We start from the raw sequence: 16570 nt of genomic DNA, 5'->3' as shown, positions 1-16570 counted from the left end.
TTATGGAAATATTTTGGTATTTACCGACCCAAGGCGATGAACGCTATTTAGGTACAACAATTGGCAGACGACAAGCCAATTATCCCTATATGCAGCAAATCGCCCAAGCTGTTGACAAATTAGGCTATGGCGGAATGTTAATTGGGACTGGACAAAAGCAGGATACATGGATTGTCGCTGCTTCGTTGATTCCGGTTACACAACGCTTACGGTTTTTAGTAGCCTTTCGTCCGGCGATTATGTCACCTTCACTATCTGTGAGGATGGCTGCTACCTTTGATCAACTTTCTAACGGGCGAATTCTTCTGAATGTGGTGACTGGTGGTGATTCTAAAGAATTAGCCAAAGATGGCATTTTCTTAGATCATGATCAGCGTTACGAACTTACTGATGAATTTTTAACAATTTGGCGATCGCTCATGCAAGGTGATGAAGTGACTTTTAATGGTCGTCACCTCCAAGTTGCTGGCGCGAAACTCCAATTTCCAACTGTGCAGAAGCCTTACCCCACTTTATATTTTGGTGGTTCTTCGGATGCGGCGTTGCAAGTTGCGGCCAAACACATTGATGTCTATTTAACCTGGGGTGAACCACCCGCACAAGTAGCCGAAAAAATTAGTAAAGTCCGCCAACTAGCCGCAGCCCAAGGGAGAACAGTCCGCTTTGGCATTCGGATGCACGTTATTGTCCGGGAAACTATTCAAAAAGCCTGGGATGCAGCCAATGAACTGATCAAATATCTTGATGATGACACCATTGCATCTGCCCAAAAACGCTTTTCCCAGTCAGAATCAGCAGGACAAAGGCGAATGGCGCAGCTACACAGCGGTAGCCGCCACAACTTAGAAATTAGCCCTAATTTATGGTCTGGTGTGGGCTTAGTCCGGGGTGGTGCAGGTACAGCCTTAGTCGGAGATCCAGACACAGTAGCCGCGAGAATGTTGGAATATGCCGATTTAGGAATTGATACCTTCGTATTCTCCGGCTATCCCCATTTAGAAGAAGCTTATCGCGTCGCAGAGTTACTGTTCCCCCGCTTACCACTGCAAACTTCGCAAATCGCTATACCCCAACAGCTACCAACACCCTTTAACGAGTTTGTCACCAAGACAGATTTACTCAAACCCCAGCCTGTGTAATTTTAGGCGATCGCACTTGTGTTTCTACCATGATGTACAAACTCCCGTTTCTCCAAAGCTGGGCAAAAACAATATTGGAAAACAGCTTGATGTCTAATGTTTAATCTCAAATTGCTCTTTACCACAACTAAGATCGGTATTTTTAACTTGCGGATCATTGGGTTGATTTTGGCTTGGGGAATTAGTCTCACATTTAATTGTTATTGTTAATATGTCATTAATTTTCGAGTTTACATCTGGTATAACAGCGACAGCACTAACATAACTTTTCAGTCCTGCTACCCTCGAAACTGCATAAAAATATGTAATTTCATGTTTTTTAGGACTATTTATAGTTTTGATAAAAAAGTTGTATTTACCCATTTTAGGTTCAATATTCGTTTGTAATTTACTTAAAGATGTTGAGAATTTTTCATGATTTAAATAATAACTTCGTTGAGCTAGGTTAAACCTAGAGGCGGTAGTCGTTCCTAATGCTTGAAACGCTTTACAACTCATACTACAACCAAAAAACATATCATTAAATATAAAACACAGTAGTATAGCAATTCCAAGAAGAATTGCGGAACCTCCAATTAATCCTAAGAAGCATAGACCTAATATTAACCTCTGTTCAAAGTTCCGATACATAGAATAAATAGGCTAACAAAATATTAATTACTGCTTTAAGGTTACCCACAAACAATCCAAAGGCTATCATTATATAGCGTTAGTCAGATATATTAGGACAATTTGAAAGCTTGAATGCCAGGAATAGTAAGACTTTTCTCCAGAAAGCTGCCTTCTGCTATATTTTATGTATTCCTAGATTCGCTATGATGCAGCATTATACAGATCACCAATGCTGATAATTCCCAGAGTCATGAGATCAAAACAGTGGTAAATTCAACCGAGAACCGCTATATAATTTGTGATTTTTTCTCTGTTGAGAAACTGTTATGCTCAGGAAAATAAGTATAATCTCGGAATATTATTGTTAAGTTATGGAACCAGTAACCTTAACAGCCGTAGGAACTGCGATCGCTACTATAGTTTTAACTAAGGCTTTAGAAAAAACAGGCGAAAAGCTGGGGGAAGCGGCATTAGAAAAAAGTAACGAGTTAATTGCAAAGCTACGCCAGAAAAATAAGCTGCCCTTGTTAGCGAATACGTCACAGGAAAACACACAGCAGGCTTTAGATTATGGTAATGCTGTGCTGGAGTTGAAAGCCGCAGCCGATACAGATACCGAAATTGCTCAATCGGTGCGCGAAGTGGAAGCAACAATCAATCAAGATCAGTCCCAGACTGCTGAGAAAATTCAAAAATTAGCCGCAGAAATTCAAGCGCAGCCAGCAATTGTTAATAACTTTGCCAAGTTAGCAGAAAATATCCAAGCTGAAAAAGGGTCAATGGTTGCCCAACAAATCACAATTAATAATCCGCAAAACACATTCAACTGACTACAGTCGCCCGGACAGGAACGGGTAAAGTCAAATCCTGAAATACCGCAAAATTTACCCCTGAGTGGGGTGGTGAAATTTGTGGGACGTGATGAAGAACTGCAAGAACTCGACAAACTATTGCAGGAAAATAACCAAGTAGCTATTGCGGCTATTTTGGGAATGGGTGGACTGGGTAAAACAGAACTCGCCTTGCAATATGCCATGACTCAGCGCGAAAACTACAAAGGTGGACTGTGCTGGTTACAGGCGAAAGTTGAGGATTTTGGCGTTCAAGTGGTGCGGTTTGCCAGAACTCAGCTTGATTTAAAGCCACCAGAAGAATTTGATTTATCTGCACAAGTACAATACTGCTGGCGGAATTGGCGTGAGGGTAATGTGCTGCTAGTGGTGGATGATGTTACAGATTACCAGCAAATCAAACCTTACCTACAGGGCGTATCTTCCAGATTTAAAGTGTTGATGACTACGCGCAACAAATTAGGTGCAGCCATCAAGCAATTATCTTTGGATGTATTACAACCAGATGCAGCGTTGGAGTTGTTAAAGTCTTTGCTGAAAGAAACACCAGAGCGAATTGAGAGAGAATTAGATGTAGCAAATCAATTGTGCGAATGGCTGGGGTATTTGCCTTTGGGTTTAGAGTTGGTGGGGCGATATTTAGCGAAAAAACAAGATTTGTCCCTATTGAAAATGATGGGACGATTAAAGGAAAAGCGACTAGAACAAACTGCAACTGTCAACCCAGAAGCAGATATGACAGCACAACGGGGAATAAAAGCTGCCTTTGAGTTGAGTTGGCAGGAATTAGCAGAGGATGATAAGTTATTAGGCTGTGTACTCAGTTTATTTGCAACCGCACCCATACCCTGGAACTTAGTAGAAAAGTGCTTAACAGAGGAATATGAGGGTGAGTTAGAAGAAATTCGGGATGATAAATTATTGAATCTGCATCTACTCCAGCGCAAAGGTGAAGGAATTTATCAACTACATCCCCTACTGCGGGAATTTTTTCAATCTAAGTTTACAGGTGTAGAGCAAGCAGAGGAACTTAAGCGATCGTTTTCTCAGGTAATGGTAGCAGTTGCTCAAGAAATTCCTGAGACTCCTACCCTTGAGGAAATTAACGCTGTTTCCCTTGCCATACCACACATAGCTGAAGTAGCAAACCATCTCATTCAATACGTCAGTGATGAAGATTTAATTTGGCCTTTCGTCGGCTTGAGTCGCTTCTATGAAGGACAAGGGTTATATACCCAAGCCGAACCTTGGTGTCAGCAGTTTTTATCAACAGTACAAAACCGCTTGGGAGACAATCATCCCTATGTCGCCGACAGCCTCAACAACTTGGCATATCTCTACACTTACCAAGGAAAGTACGACCAAGCCGAACCCCTGTTTCTCCAAGTCTTAGAACTAAGACAACGCCTGCTGGGAGACAATCATCCCCATGTCGCCGAAAGCCTCAATAACTTGGCAGAAATCTACAATTCCCAAGGAAAGTACGACCAAGCCGAACCCCTGCATCTCCAAGCTTTAGAACTCAGACAACGCCTGCTGGGAGACAATCATCCCCATGTCGCCGAAAGCCTCAACAACTTGGCTGGACTCTACTATTCCCAAGAAAAGTACGACCAAGCCGAACCCCTGTTACTCCAAGCTTTACAACTTTTGAAACGCCTGCGGGGAGACAATCATCCCCATGTCGCCACCAGCCTCAACAACTTGGCAGAAATCTACAATTCCCAAGGAAAGTACGACCAAGCCGAACCCCTGCATCTCCAAGCTTTAGAACTCAGACAACGCCTGCTGGGAGACAATCATCCCGATGTCGCTGCCAGCCTCAACAACTTGGCAGAACTCTACAAATCCCAAGGAAAGTACGACCAAGGCGAACCCCTGTTTCTCCAAGCTTTGGATATTTTGGAGCGAAGTTTAGGAGCGAATCATCCTAATACTGTGACTTGTCGTAATAATTTAGCAAATTTACGCGATCATCTCTAATGAGAACAGGAAAATTTACCTTCCCAACCTCATCACTCTAGCTTTTATCTCCAAGTTCCGTGCTTTGAACTCAAAGTTTCATGTTCAGAACTCGAACTTTCGTGTTGCAAACGAGAATGTTCCTGTTTCCAACTCAAGTATTCTTGTTTTCAGTGAGAACGTTCTTGTTCTAAACGAGAATGTTCCTGTTTCAAACGAGAACTTTCCTGTTTCAAGTGAGAATGTTCTTGCTGCAAACGAGAATCTTCTAGTTCTGAGGTCGAATGATGGTGTTTTGAAACGTGAGTTCGATGACCTCTCCCCAACCCCTCTCCGACGCGGAGAGGGGCTTAAATATCTTGAAAGCTCAAAACGAAAAATGAAGGTTTTTAAGCCTCTACGCCACTTGCTACAACGCGGGGAACCCGCGCAACGCAGTGGCTCCTCCTTGCAGGGGAGAGGTTTGGAGAGGGGTTTTTTAAATTCATCGAACTCACGTTATGAAGGTGTAGGGGGAGCATCATCAAGTAAATTCACAGGCGATATGTGGAGTATAACGGGTTTGTTTTGAGAGTAGCGATCGCTTGTGAGAATTGGGAGATAATTATGGCGATGCGTAAAGTAGAGATTGACGGATATCCTCTGGCTCTAAATCAGGATATTCTTCTAAAATTTCCCCTAAAAGTTTGCCATTAGCTACCAAATTTATGACAGTTTTTATTCAAAATCCTAATACCTGCATTGATTTTTCCAACACTTCTTTAGGGCGAAAAGGTTTAGTCAGATATAAGTCAGCACCAACTTCAATACCTTTTTGTTTATCAAATTCCTGTCCCTTGGCTGTCAACATTACAATGTAAACTTCATCCATTTGTAGATCATGTTTAACTATCTGACAAACTTCTAAACCATTCATTTTTGGCATCATCACATCCAGAAAAACTAAGTTTGGTTTTTCAGTTTTAATAGTTTCCAGTGCTTCTTCTCCATTTCTCGCAGTGAGGAGTTCTACACCTTCATCTTCTAAAGCTTCTAGAGCTTGTTCTAACAAAATCACAATATTAGGTTCATCGTCAACAATAAGAATTTTTTGAGTCATATAACAATCCGATTTGATTCTTAAAATTATTTGTGTAAAGAGGGAAATTAGAGACTAGAACAGCAATTTAGTAATCCTGGAAGAACCTCTCCCTCGACTTCTCTCCGCGTCGGAGAGGGGGGTTGAGCTACTCTCTTCCCTACTAGGGTTTGGGAGGTTTTTGATTAGTGAATCTATGCTCTATAGACTAGAAACGAAAGTTTTTTATGTTTGGTTATGGGCTTGTGTGTGAATAGCAAACTTGAAAATGTTGAGTATAGCAACAACCAAGGTAGTAACGATATCGGTAAATGATCAAACTGAGACAGCAAAAGAATTTTAACCCTGTAACCTGCTATTTTAAGTAAAAATCCTAGTCCCTAGCCGCAAGTATCTAGTAAATCACGGCGTAAATAAACCTAGCATTTCAAACAGGCACAAGCCTTGATATACAAACTTTTCGACTTTTGACTTCACGGCGGTACTAGCCTCTCTTTTATCCTCATTAACGATCAGACAGCATGATGAAAAGTACATTTTCTAAATCTTTTTCAAACCGGAGGGTTTTTACCAAGTCAGTTTCATGGGAAAAAATTGAATCAAGGATAATCATGTCAGGTTTAGCTGAACGAGCTTTGTTAATACATTCTTGTGGATCTGAAGCTTCAATCACGTTATATCCTTGAGTTTGCAAGACATCTGATAATGTTTTTAAAGTTGAGGCATTTTTATCAACCACTAATACCTTTTTACTGGAAGTACCCTGAGAAAGTAGTGAGCCAATTTCTTTACGGAGTTGATCTGTATTGATGGGCTTGGTGAGATAGCGATCGATACCGATGTGATAACCACGTTCTTTGTTTTCAATAATTGACAGAATGATGATGGGAATATCTGCTGTGTGGGGGTCATTTTTGAGGACGGCTGCCACATCAAAGCCGTTAATTTGGGGCATCATCACATCTAGCAGAATCAGATCAGGCCGGGCAATTTTGATTTGATGAATTGCATCCATCCCATCTTTCGCTTCTCGAACTTTGTAGCCTTCGTTTTCTAGTTGCTGTCGCAATAATTCTCGAATGTTGGCATCATCGTCAACTACCAAAATGGTTTTATGGTTTTCGTTAAACACAGTGTTGGTGGTGATGACGTGTTCTTTTAATTGTTTGACTAAGGCATCAAGATTGATTTGTCCATTGTTTTTTTCGTCCTTGGTGTACACAGGCATCAAGAACGAGAAGATGCTGCCTTTGCCTTGTTCACTTTCTACCCAAATTCTGCCGCCATGATGTTCAACGATTTGTTTACAGATAGGTAATCCTAAACCTGTACCTTTAGGTTTATCTGTCAGGGTGTCACCAACTTGGCGGAATTTCTCGAAGACTTTTGGCTGGTCTTCTAGTGCAATACCAATACCTGTATCGATAACGCTAATGCATACACCGTCGTTTTGTTGTTTGACACGACAAGTAATAGTGCCAGATTGGGTAAATTTCACAGCATTGGAAATTAGATTGATCAGGACTTGCAATAGACGGTTGCGATCGCCCACTATTTGAGTTACATCAGGATCAATTTCGCTGACCAGTTGCAGGCCATTGGTTTCAAACAATCCTGCTGTAGAAGTAGTTGCCCAATCTAGTAACTCACCAGGGTCAAGGGGTTGCATCTGCCATTCCACTTTCCCTGCTTCCATCTTGGCAATATCTAAAACATCGTTAATCAAGGATGTCAGTCTTTCTGCTTCCGACACAATGATATTGAGGTTGTCACTCACCCGCTTAATTGTTTTTTGTAATTTGCGGTCTTCGGTAATTAGCATTGGAAACACATCGGTTTCCAGCTTTTCTTTAATGATGGAGGCGAAGCCCAGCACAGAAGTTAAAGGTGTCCGCAGTTCATGAGACACTGTGGAAATGAAGTCGGTCTTCATTTTGTCAACTTCTTTTTCTGCTGTGATATCCCGAATCAGAAGTGCTGAACCAAAGCAGGTAGCAGGTTCGTTAACAGTTGTTTGCTTAAAGATGGCTGTGGCTACAGCCTGACCAATGCGTTCTTTTACCAATGCAATTTCGGCGGCAAATACCTCTTGGGGATGGGATTGAGTTTGTTTAATCAAATATGCTAAACCGGCGATCGGCAGTTCTTGATAGTGACCTTTAAGAACAGTTTCCGTCAATCCGTGCATGGCTAAAAAAGCCGGATTGAAGTGGGTAATTTGTCCTGATGTATCTACTACCAATAAAGCATCCGCTAAGTTATCCAAAATCGCATTTAGCCCTTGAGCTTCTGCCAGGGTATCTTGTAAAGCTGCCGTTCGTTCGGCAACTCTGACTTCTAGTTCTTGATTGAGTTGGCGGAGGGCAATTTCTGCTTGTTTGCGGGCTGTAATATCAGTATTAATTTCCAATACCGCGCAGGGTTGACCAAAAACATCCCGTTGCAGCGTCCATCGGCTCTGCACAGTAATCAGTTTCTCATCATGAGTAATGTGCTGGACTTCGCCTTCCCAATGACCTTGGTGTAATAACTCTGCAATGATTTCTTCTTTGGGTTTGGGAAAGATTTTTTTGAGAAATGTGTAAATGTATTGGCCTTTAACTTCCTCTCGCGTCCAATGGTAAATCCTCTCAGCACCTTGATTCCAGTAAGAAATTCTATCGCTCATATCGCGGACAATGATAGCATCACTGGAATGATTCAACATATCAAATAAACGTTGATTTTCGGCTTCTGCCAGTTTGCGATCGTGAATATCAATACAAGTTCCAATCCATTCGCGGATGCTACCATCTGCTTCTAAGACTGGTGCGCCACAAACTGAGAATAGGCGATAATCACCATCTTTACTCCGCAGTCGATATTCGGTTTGATAGATAGTTTGATTTGCCACTGCGGCATTCCAAACTTTGGCAGAGAGATCGCGGTCATCGGGATGAACTGCCTCAATCCAGCCCCAACCCTCAACTTCAGCTTCACTTTGTCCTGTATAAGCTATCCAAGTGAGCATTTCACTGCTGATCGCCATTCCTTCAGGAGTAGCGCCCCAAACCAGTTGGGAGGTAGCAGCCACTAAGGAGCGATAACGTTCTTTGAGACGTTGATTTTCGGCTTCTGCCAGTTTGCGATCGTGAATATCTGTACAGGTGCCAATCCACTCTTCGACACTACCATCCTCTTCAATCACGGGAGCGCCCCAGACCCAAAAGTAGCGATAGTTGCCATCTTTGCCCCGAATCCGGTATTCAATTTGATATTGGCTACGGTTGGCTACGGCAATACCCCAAGCTTCTCCGGTGTAGCCGCGATCGTCAGGATGAACAGCATCAATCCAACCTCCGTTCTCAGCTTCCGCTAAAGTTTGTCCTGTGTAGGCTATCCAGTCTGTGAGTTCAAAGCAAATTCCTTCTGGTGAACTCACCCAGATAATTTGCGTGTTCGTTTTAATCAAAGAGCGATATCGGGCTTCACTCTGCTTTAAGTTTTTTTCAGATTGTTGGCGTTCTTGCTGGGCTTTTTTCAGGTCGCTAATATCCTCCACACTCGACCAAATGAGCTTCTCCCCATCTTTTTCAAGCATGACGGCGGAGATTTTTACTGGAATCAAATGTCCATTTTTGTGGATGTATTCTTGCTCATCAGACCTGTAGTAACCAGTTTTTTCTAGGTGTTCTATGATGATTTGCTGGTCGGTAACGTAGTTTTGAGCAATAATTTGCCAGTAATTGAGGTGAAGAGTTTCGGAAACAGAGCGCCCTAAAATGGCGGCATATAAAGGGTTGATCTCAATCAGAGTTCCATCTGTGCGACACAGTACCAGACCAACGGGACATTTTTCCAAAAGATGACGGTTAAACTCGTCAAGTTGTTGGCTAGACATAATTTATAGTTTCCTGATATTGATTTTGGATTAATGGTGGATTTGAGTGGGGTTAGGACAACAAAACCAGGACAATAAGGTGGTGGAAAGCTTGAATAAAATTGGATGACGTTGAAACATCTGATAAATTTGATCGGGTGAAGCTGTGCCAACATCTGGACTCTGCTGCGAAAGTCGCCGGAGCAATTGACTATGACTGATTAGCAGTTCCGTTGCTTTGAGCATAGGGGTTGTGGAGCAAATAAAGCCTTCCATATCAGATGTATTGGCTGATGCGGCGATACCTCCGACGGTAGAACTTGGACTATCCTGGCTTTCTTCAGCATCCTCTACTGCAAAATTCACCGGAATCTGAATCCAAAACTCTGTTCCTTGACCTGGTTGAGAACGGCACTTGAGCAGTCCTCGGTGTCTATCAACAATAATTTGGTGGCTGATGGCCATACCCAAGCCAGTTCCCTTACCAATCTCTTTGGTGGTGAAAAAGGGATCATAGATGCGTTGGAGAATTTCTTCCGGCATACCGGAGCCGTTGTCAGCAATGCGAATCACAATCCACTGATTGTCTAGGTTTTGGGTGCGAATGGTGATTTGAGGTTTTGTCATTTGTCCTTTGTCATTTGTCCTTTGTTCAGGACTATTGACTATTGACTCTTCTAACGCATCAATGGCATTTACCAGGATGTTCATAAACACCTGATTTAATTGTCCGGGATAGCACTCGATTTGAGGAATTTTGGCATAGTCTTTAATGATTTCAATTTCTGGGTGATGTGTAGTCGCTTTAAGGCGATGGCGTAAAATCATCAATGTTCCTTCAATACCATCGTGGATGTTGACGGCTTTTATTTGGGCTTCGTCGTGACGAGAGAAGTTTTTCAGAGATTTGACAATTTCGACGATGCGATCGCTTCCTAGTTTCATTGAATCTAGGAGTTTGGGCAAATCCTCGATAATAAATTCCACGTCGATATTGTCTAACTCTGATTCCAAATCTGGCGGAGTCACAGGTAAGCATTTCTGATACTCTTGCAGCAGATGTAACAAGTCTTGGGCATACTCGGTCACACAGCGCAAATTACCGCAAATAAAGTTCACTGGATTGTTGATTTCGTGGGCGACTCCGGCAATGAGTTGTCCCAAGCTGGACATTTTCTCGCTTTGGATTAACTGGGTTTGTGCTAGTTGCAAATCTTGCAAAGCCTGTTGGAGTTTTTCTGTCTGGGCTTTTGCCTGGGCGGTTGCTTGAATGCTTTGCTCATACAGCACAGCTTTTTCAATGGCTACGGCGGTTTGGGAGGCAAAGATACTCACAAGTTTGAGATGCTCGGCTTTATATGCGTCGATTTTGTTTGTGCCAATAGCGATCGCTCCTAGTATTCTTTCTTTGGCTCGTAATGGTACACAAATCAGCGCCTGAACATTTTTCTCTCCCCATAATCGCGGATCAGCCTGCACATCATTGACGAGTTCTGCACGACCAGATTGCACAATGTTGCCAATAATCCCTTTGTCTGATGCCAGCTGAGTGTGATCAAAAAACTGGCCAAATTCGGCAATGATTTCTAAGGTAGTAGCATCAGGACTTAGAAGCATCAGCGCCCCCGCTGATGATTCAATCAATTGACTCATTTCCTGAAGCACGAGTTGGGCAATCTGTCGCGTGTCCAAACTCGTCGTCAGTTGTGTCGAGATATCCTGAAACAAATCAATTTCCTGATATCGCTCTAGTAATTCTTTCGCTAGTTCTTTTTTCTCAGCTTCTTGTTTGGCCAGCAACGAGAGCAAGGTTGCGACTGTGTTTGTCTGTTCTTCCCCAACTACCCAACCGATGTTTTCTCCTGACACCTCAATGGGATAGCGGTTTTTGCTAGTTTGTTCGCCAATACTAATTAGTTGCGTGCCGTCTACCAGTTCAATATCAATGGCGCTGTTGATTTGGCTGGCTAAATTCTGAAGTAGAGACGGCATCTCTTTTTTGTTCAGAATTTTTCTCAGGCTAACTATGGACATGAAACACCTCATCCATAGAAATTCGCCCCGCCCCTACTACTAAGTTTTTGCTTTGTACCAGCTGCGGTTGGTTATTTTGTTCAATATCCACATTTTTTAAGAAAATTGTGCTTTGAAAGCACAACATCTGGAGAATTTCTAGGCGATCGCGTGTAAATACTTCCATAAACTGTTTGAAGACAATGGGGAATTGGTCAGCATCATGAATACCCAATAAACTAAAGTCCGACCCCCAGAGTAGATCTTCCTGGCGATAAGATAGTCAAGAATATGCACAGTTAGTTGCATTAGCGCAACTATCCATTTTTCTCGCTTCTTCGTCACAGGACAAAATTGTCATCACAGTCTAGGGATCTTATCTTGATCAATTAAGACTAGTCTTCCCAGAAATATTAGCCGTATAACTATAAATGGATGTTGGTGATTCGGGAAATGCGTCAAGCTCTGTTTTCATCACCAATGTCTAAGTTTCAATATTTATTAAGCAACTCTATGTTAAATTTATCTGTCCACTGACCAATTGCTTGACTACACTTAGAAATTAGCAACTGCATTGCTGTCCTTATAGCGTAATTATTATGAATTTATCTTTGAAGCAACTGGGTATTTATGTATCTTTACTGTTGGTTGGTGGTGGTGCAGGTCTGTTTGGTAGTCGCTATCTCCTGATACAAAATCACTCGTTTCGAGAGTTAAGAAATGTGACTGCCGCTTTACCTCCAGAATCTGTCACCCCTTATGCCCCCAGCGGGACTATTGGAACTACTGGTGGAGATAATGTGAATTTTATTGCCACGGCAGTGCAGAAAGTAGGCCCGGCAGTAGTCCGCATTAATGCAACTCGTAAGGTGGCAAATCCCATCTCGGAAGCTTTGAAAAATCCTCTATTACGCCGCTTTTTTGGTGAAGAAGAACAAGCAATTCCCCAGGAACGCATTGAGCGCGGTACAGGTTCAGGATTTATTTTGAGCGAAAATGGTGAATTGCTGACAAATGCCCACGTTGTAGCTGACACAGATACCGTCCAAGTTACCCTCAAAGATGGTCGCACTTTTGAAGGGAAGGTGTTAGGTATTGATGCAATTACAGATGTGGCAGTTGTGAAAATTCCTGGTGATAAATTGCCGACGGTGAAGCTGGGCAATTCGCAGAATTTGATTCCCGGACAGTGGGCGATCGCTATTGGCAATCCTCTCGGGTTAGATAACACTGTTACCATCGGCATTATTAGCGCGACTGACCGCACTAGCGCCCAAGTTGGTGTCCCAGAGAAACGCGTGAGTTTCATCCAAACTGATGCGGCTATTAACCCAGGTAATTCTGGTGGGCCTTTATTAAATGCCCAAGGTGAGGTAATTGGCGTGAATACAGCCATTCGCGCTGATGCCCAAGGATTAGGTTTTGCTATTCCCATTGAAACCGCCGCCCGTGTTGCCAAAGAACTATTTACTAAAGGGCGGGTAGATCATCCTTTTTTGGGAATCGAAATGGCAGATTTATCTCCCACGAAGAAACAACAAATTAATCTAGAAAATAAGCTCAATATCAAGCAAGATACTGGCGTTGTCATTAAAGGAGTTCTCGATAACTCGCCAGCAAAACGGGCTGGACTGCTTCCTGGAGACGTAATTCAAAAAGTTAACGCAAAGCCAGTTAAAACAGCCGCCCAAGTGCAAAAACTGGTAGAGTCCAGCACAGTCGGAGATATCCTCGTACTTGAAATCAACCGCAGTGGCAAAATACAGACTTTAAAAGTGCAGTCGGGTATTTATCCCAAAAAATAGTCAGCAGTCAATAGTTAAGAGTCTCAAGTATTTTTGACTGTTGACTATTGACTATTGACCATCAGATAAATAATCTAACTGCATTCTTTGTTCCATCTGCCGTAAGAAATACCCCGTCATCATTGCTGATGCTAATAGCCCAGCGAGATTCTCTCGGTCTGTGGTAATTTGCACATTGAAGTTTTCTGCGGGAAGCATCCCCACCAGCCCTTGGACGTTTTGGGAAATGATTTGCTTAATTTCGGGGCTGACAGACTGAGCGACACGCGCTAGAACATCAGGAGACTGATGCTGCAAATATTGGAGTAACTGATTGGGGTTTTCCTCAAAGTTCTCGCTTAGAAGTTGATTCGGGTGTTCCTCGGAGTTGTCATTCAAAAAGTCAGGATCAAACACCATTGGCAGTCTTTTTTAGCTTAGTTGCTAATTCTACTCTAAACCATAGTACAAGAGTAGGGCTTTTTCCACAGGTATGGGTTTTATCTCTACCTTAAAGAAGGCAGAAAGCAAGGTGCAGGAAGCCGAGGGAATAGAGGGTAAGCAAGCTAGGCAGCAAGTAGTTAGGTTACTTAATAATTTTCTCATTGCTGAATTAGGGGATGAATTTGGAGCTATTGAAATTTTCAACTCCTTATTTTCTCTGTGTCTTTGCGCCTCTGCGTGTTAGCGAAGCGGGGCGTAGCCCGATAAATCATCCCGTAATTATGCAACGCCATAATTTTCACTCAATTTCTAACTCACCCAATAAAGGCTCTGGGACGATATTTCCTAATTTGACTGAATCTAGAAGACTTTGCCAATCTGTTTGCAAAGCAGCATCATTTGGACGCTGACGACGTAACTGTGCGAGGATAGTCAGACTATCGTACCAAATACCATTGGCTGCATATAAAGCCGCACGTTCTCTTGGCGAAGCTTTTTTTAACTTATCAGTCAACTTTTTGTCAGGAACGATTTGTTTGATAATTCCACCCACAACGAGATCAAGAGAACGGTCTGCGCGATTACAAATAACTGTTAAATACCAATTATATTCCTGACTAACTTCGAGTAATCGCTGATTTTTATCAGCAGGTAAATCAAGGCTAAAAATTCCTGATTTCTGATTAACCTTATACTTTTTCTGATAAATTACTTTTTGAGCAGCATCTTCTACAAAAAACTCAAATCCTAGTACAGAGGTTTTGGTAGTTTTAGGAAGATAGAAAAATAATTTTGGCTGTCCAACAGTAGTCAATACAGGATTATTTTCTGGCACTAAAACAGTCAGATGATTTTTACCTCTGCCTCGCAAACAAGTGCTTCCTGCTTGTCCTGGTATGCGCCTCATCCGTTTTACATTGCCAAAATGTTGATATTTGATTGGCGATCCTGGTACTATTTTTGTACTGTCTATGTTTTGCTCTACAGGCATAGACTGCGACTGAGCAGTGGTTACATTCATCCAAAACAATAATGTTGGAAATAAAACTCCAATTAAAGATTTTGTGACAATTCTGCACTTCATAAAAATCAACTTCAGTTATTCATGGAAAGACTCAAGGCTGAACAGAAAAAATCTCTTTTCTAGCCTCTATTCCCTCATATCTTCTAACTCATCTTCAATAGTTAAATCTAATTCTAGTTGCTGTTCTTTAGTATCAAATGGTTGGGGAAGTTGCTCGATTTGGAAGTACTGATGAAATTTGGGTGTTACTTGTAGGGAATAAGAACGCGATTCGTTATCTCGGCGTTTTTTCACAAAACCTAGTTCGACTAATTCAGGAACGTGTTGATAAACTCCTGAACCACGGAGGTTAATTAAATCACTTTGTAGGATGGGACTATTAAGCGCGATCGCCGCTAATGTCCGCAAGGCACCTACTCCCAATTCTACCGGAATCAGTGTTTGGACTAAATCTTGAAAATCAGACCGCAGTTGTAGGCTATAACCATCTGTGGTTTCCACCACTTCTAAAGCGCTATCTCTGCGGGCGTAGTTGTCGATAAGTTCAATTATGCCTTCTTGGGCAGTCGCGCGATCGCAAGCGGCATACTCGGCTATTTCGCTGAGGGATAAGGGTTTACCCTTCAAGTACAGAATCGCTTCTATCTTAGTTGCTGTCTTGGTCGCGGTAGCTGTTTTCATTTGCTTTTAGTCAATAGTCATTTGTCAATAGTCAATAGTCATTTGTTACTTTTCACTGACAACGAATGACTAATAACGGACAATGAACAAGTGTGTGGCATTATACTAGATTTTGTTACAAAATGCCAGAAGAAGCTTAATGATTCGTAATTATTCAAAGTAGGGAGTTAAAAAAAGTACTAGCCCCTAGTAAAGCACGGCGGAAATAAACAGACCACACTTCGACGAGGCTCAGTGACCATCTGGAATTGCTAAAAGGCTTATGGGATAACTATTCTTTCTTTTGCCTTTTGCCTTTTTACTTTTGCCTTGTTGTACTAGCTTTTTCTCGATGACTCAGGATAAATTCTGCGATCGCTAAATCTTGGGGAGTGGTAACTTTTAAATTCGTCTCTTCACCCTCAACAATGCGAACTTCTATACCGCACTTTTCAAATAAAGCCGCATCGTCAGTAACTTCCCAGCCTTGAAGAATCCCTTCAGCGTGGCACTGTTTCAATAACTGGACATTGAATCCTTGAGGAGTTTGGGCAGCCCACAAATGTTGTCGGTCAGGGGTACTTTGAATTATGCCATTGTGATCAACAACTTTAATCGTGTCTTTCACAGGTATGGCCGCAATTAAACCAGCACAATGGCGAATCGCTGCTGCACAAGCGTTTAGCAAATTCGGTGTTGCTAAACATCTAGCACCGTCGTGAATTAATACTTGCTCTGCCTCTGGTGGTAATGCTTGCAAGCCGTTGTAAACCGATTCTTGCCGAGTCGCACCGCCGATAATAAATTCTATAGGTTTAGTTAGGGGCAAATCAGCGATGATGCTCTTAAAATCCGGCCAATCACTAGGTTGAGAAATAATTCCGATCCATTTAATAGAACTCGCCGCTTCCGCCGCTAACAGAGTCCAAGCAATAATAGTTTTTGAGTGTACCTCAAGTAAGAGTTTATTCCGGTTACTACCCATTCTTTTGCCGACACCAGCAGCAGGAATTAATAAATACACAAGCGTTCTCAATCGCAAAACTACAGCTTACAGGTTATAGGTGACAGGTTACAGGTTACAGGTGAGAGTGCAAATAGTAGATTAATTTTTCTAATTTCTAGCTCCTAGTCTCTAGCTCCT

Annotated in this window: 14 protein-coding genes; 4 read left to right on the top strand and 10 right to left on the bottom strand. The window is 42.2% G+C overall.

All coding sequences use genetic code 11. The features are described 5' to 3' along the window. Positions 1-2: 2 nt before the first annotated feature. Positions 3-1139, top strand: a complete 1137-nt coding sequence (gene ssuD, locus IQ244_RS17005; protein WP_193896121.1) for an FMNH2-dependent alkanesulfonate monooxygenase — start codon at positions 3-5, stop codon at positions 1137-1139. 93 nt (positions 1140-1232) lie between these two features. Here the strand turns inward: ssuD and IQ244_RS17000 are convergent, their stop codons facing one another. Further along, positions 1233-1769, bottom strand: coding sequence for a type IV pilin-like G/H family protein (locus IQ244_RS17000; RefSeq protein WP_193896119.1), 537 nt, complete (start codon positions 1767-1769; stop codon positions 1233-1235). A gap of 353 nt (positions 1770-2122) precedes the next feature. On the opposite strand from IQ244_RS17000, the gene IQ244_RS16995 reads away from it, so the two are divergent. Next, the gene (locus tag IQ244_RS16995; protein ID WP_193896117.1) at positions 2123-2581 is read left to right on the top strand and encodes a hypothetical protein; all 459 of its coding nucleotides are present in this window, start codon (positions 2123-2125) and stop codon (positions 2579-2581) included. An 81-nt stretch (positions 2582-2662) separates the two neighbouring features. Continuing rightward, positions 2663-4585, top strand: a complete 1923-nt coding sequence (locus IQ244_RS16990) for a tetratricopeptide repeat protein (protein ID WP_193896115.1) — start codon at positions 2663-2665, stop codon at positions 4583-4585. A gap of 583 nt (positions 4586-5168) precedes the next feature. Here the strand turns inward: IQ244_RS16990 and IQ244_RS16985 are convergent. The 5 genes from IQ244_RS16985 to IQ244_RS16965 form a co-directional block, all read right to left on the bottom strand. Further along, positions 5169-5273 carry a DUF433 domain-containing protein gene (locus IQ244_RS16985; RefSeq protein ID WP_322746077.1) on the bottom strand — a complete coding sequence of 35 codons (105 nt, stop codon included), beginning with the start codon at positions 5271-5273 and terminating at the stop codon, positions 5169-5171. A 12-nt stretch (positions 5274-5285) separates the two neighbouring features. Continuing rightward, complete coding sequence (locus IQ244_RS16980) at positions 5286-5663, bottom strand: response regulator transcription factor (protein ID WP_193896113.1); 378 nt, start codon at positions 5661-5663, stop codon at positions 5286-5288. Positions 5664-6147: 484 nt separating this feature from the next. Then, positions 6148-9522 carry a PAS domain S-box protein gene (locus IQ244_RS16975; protein WP_193896111.1) on the bottom strand — a complete coding sequence of 1125 codons (3375 nt, stop codon included), beginning with the start codon at positions 9520-9522 and terminating at the stop codon, positions 6148-6150. Between the two features lie 30 nt (positions 9523-9552). After that, positions 9553-11535 carry a sensor histidine kinase gene (locus IQ244_RS16970; RefSeq protein WP_193896109.1) on the bottom strand — a complete coding sequence of 661 codons (1983 nt, stop codon included), beginning with the start codon at positions 11533-11535 and terminating at the stop codon, positions 9553-9555. Next, entirely contained in the window at positions 11522-11749 is a 228-nt protein-coding gene (locus IQ244_RS16965) for a hypothetical protein (RefSeq protein WP_193896107.1), read from the bottom strand. Before IQ244_RS16965 ends, IQ244_RS16970 begins: the two co-directional genes overlap by 14 nt. Positions 11750-12113: 364 nt before the next feature. Here IQ244_RS16965 and IQ244_RS16960 point away from each other — a divergent pair, with 364 nt between their 5' ends. Continuing rightward, the gene (locus IQ244_RS16960) at positions 12114-13319 is read left to right on the top strand and encodes an HhoA/HhoB/HtrA family serine endopeptidase (RefSeq protein ID WP_193896105.1); all 1206 of its coding nucleotides are present in this window, start codon (positions 12114-12116) and stop codon (positions 13317-13319) included. A gap of 51 nt (positions 13320-13370) precedes the next feature. Here the strand turns inward: IQ244_RS16960 and IQ244_RS16955 are convergent, their stop codons facing one another. The 4 genes from IQ244_RS16955 to ispD all read right to left on the bottom strand — a co-directional run bounded on the left by IQ244_RS16955 (position 13371) and on the right by ispD (position 16450). Then, positions 13371-13718, bottom strand: coding sequence for a DUF760 domain-containing protein (locus IQ244_RS16955; RefSeq protein WP_096582808.1), 348 nt, complete (start codon positions 13716-13718; stop codon positions 13371-13373). A 322-nt stretch (positions 13719-14040) separates the two neighbouring features. Then, positions 14041-14826, bottom strand: coding sequence for a DUF928 domain-containing protein (locus IQ244_RS16950; RefSeq protein WP_193896103.1), 786 nt, complete (start codon positions 14824-14826; stop codon positions 14041-14043). Between the two features lie 66 nt (positions 14827-14892). Beyond that, positions 14893-15447, bottom strand: a complete 555-nt coding sequence (gene scpB, locus IQ244_RS16945; RefSeq protein ID WP_193896101.1) for an SMC-Scp complex subunit ScpB — start codon at positions 15445-15447, stop codon at positions 14893-14895. Positions 15448-15745: 298 nt separating this feature from the next. Continuing rightward, positions 15746-16450, bottom strand: a complete 705-nt coding sequence (gene ispD / locus IQ244_RS16940; RefSeq protein WP_193896099.1) for a 2-C-methyl-D-erythritol 4-phosphate cytidylyltransferase — start codon at positions 16448-16450, stop codon at positions 15746-15748. Positions 16451-16570: the final 120 nt, after the last annotated feature.

The sequence above is a fragment of the Nostoc sp. LEGE 06077 genome, from assembly GCF_015207705.1.
In the GTDB taxonomy this organism is placed as follows: domain Bacteria; phylum Cyanobacteriota; class Cyanobacteriia; order Cyanobacteriales; family Nostocaceae; genus Nostoc_B.
This window is presented reverse-complemented; position numbering and strand designations above follow the sequence as displayed.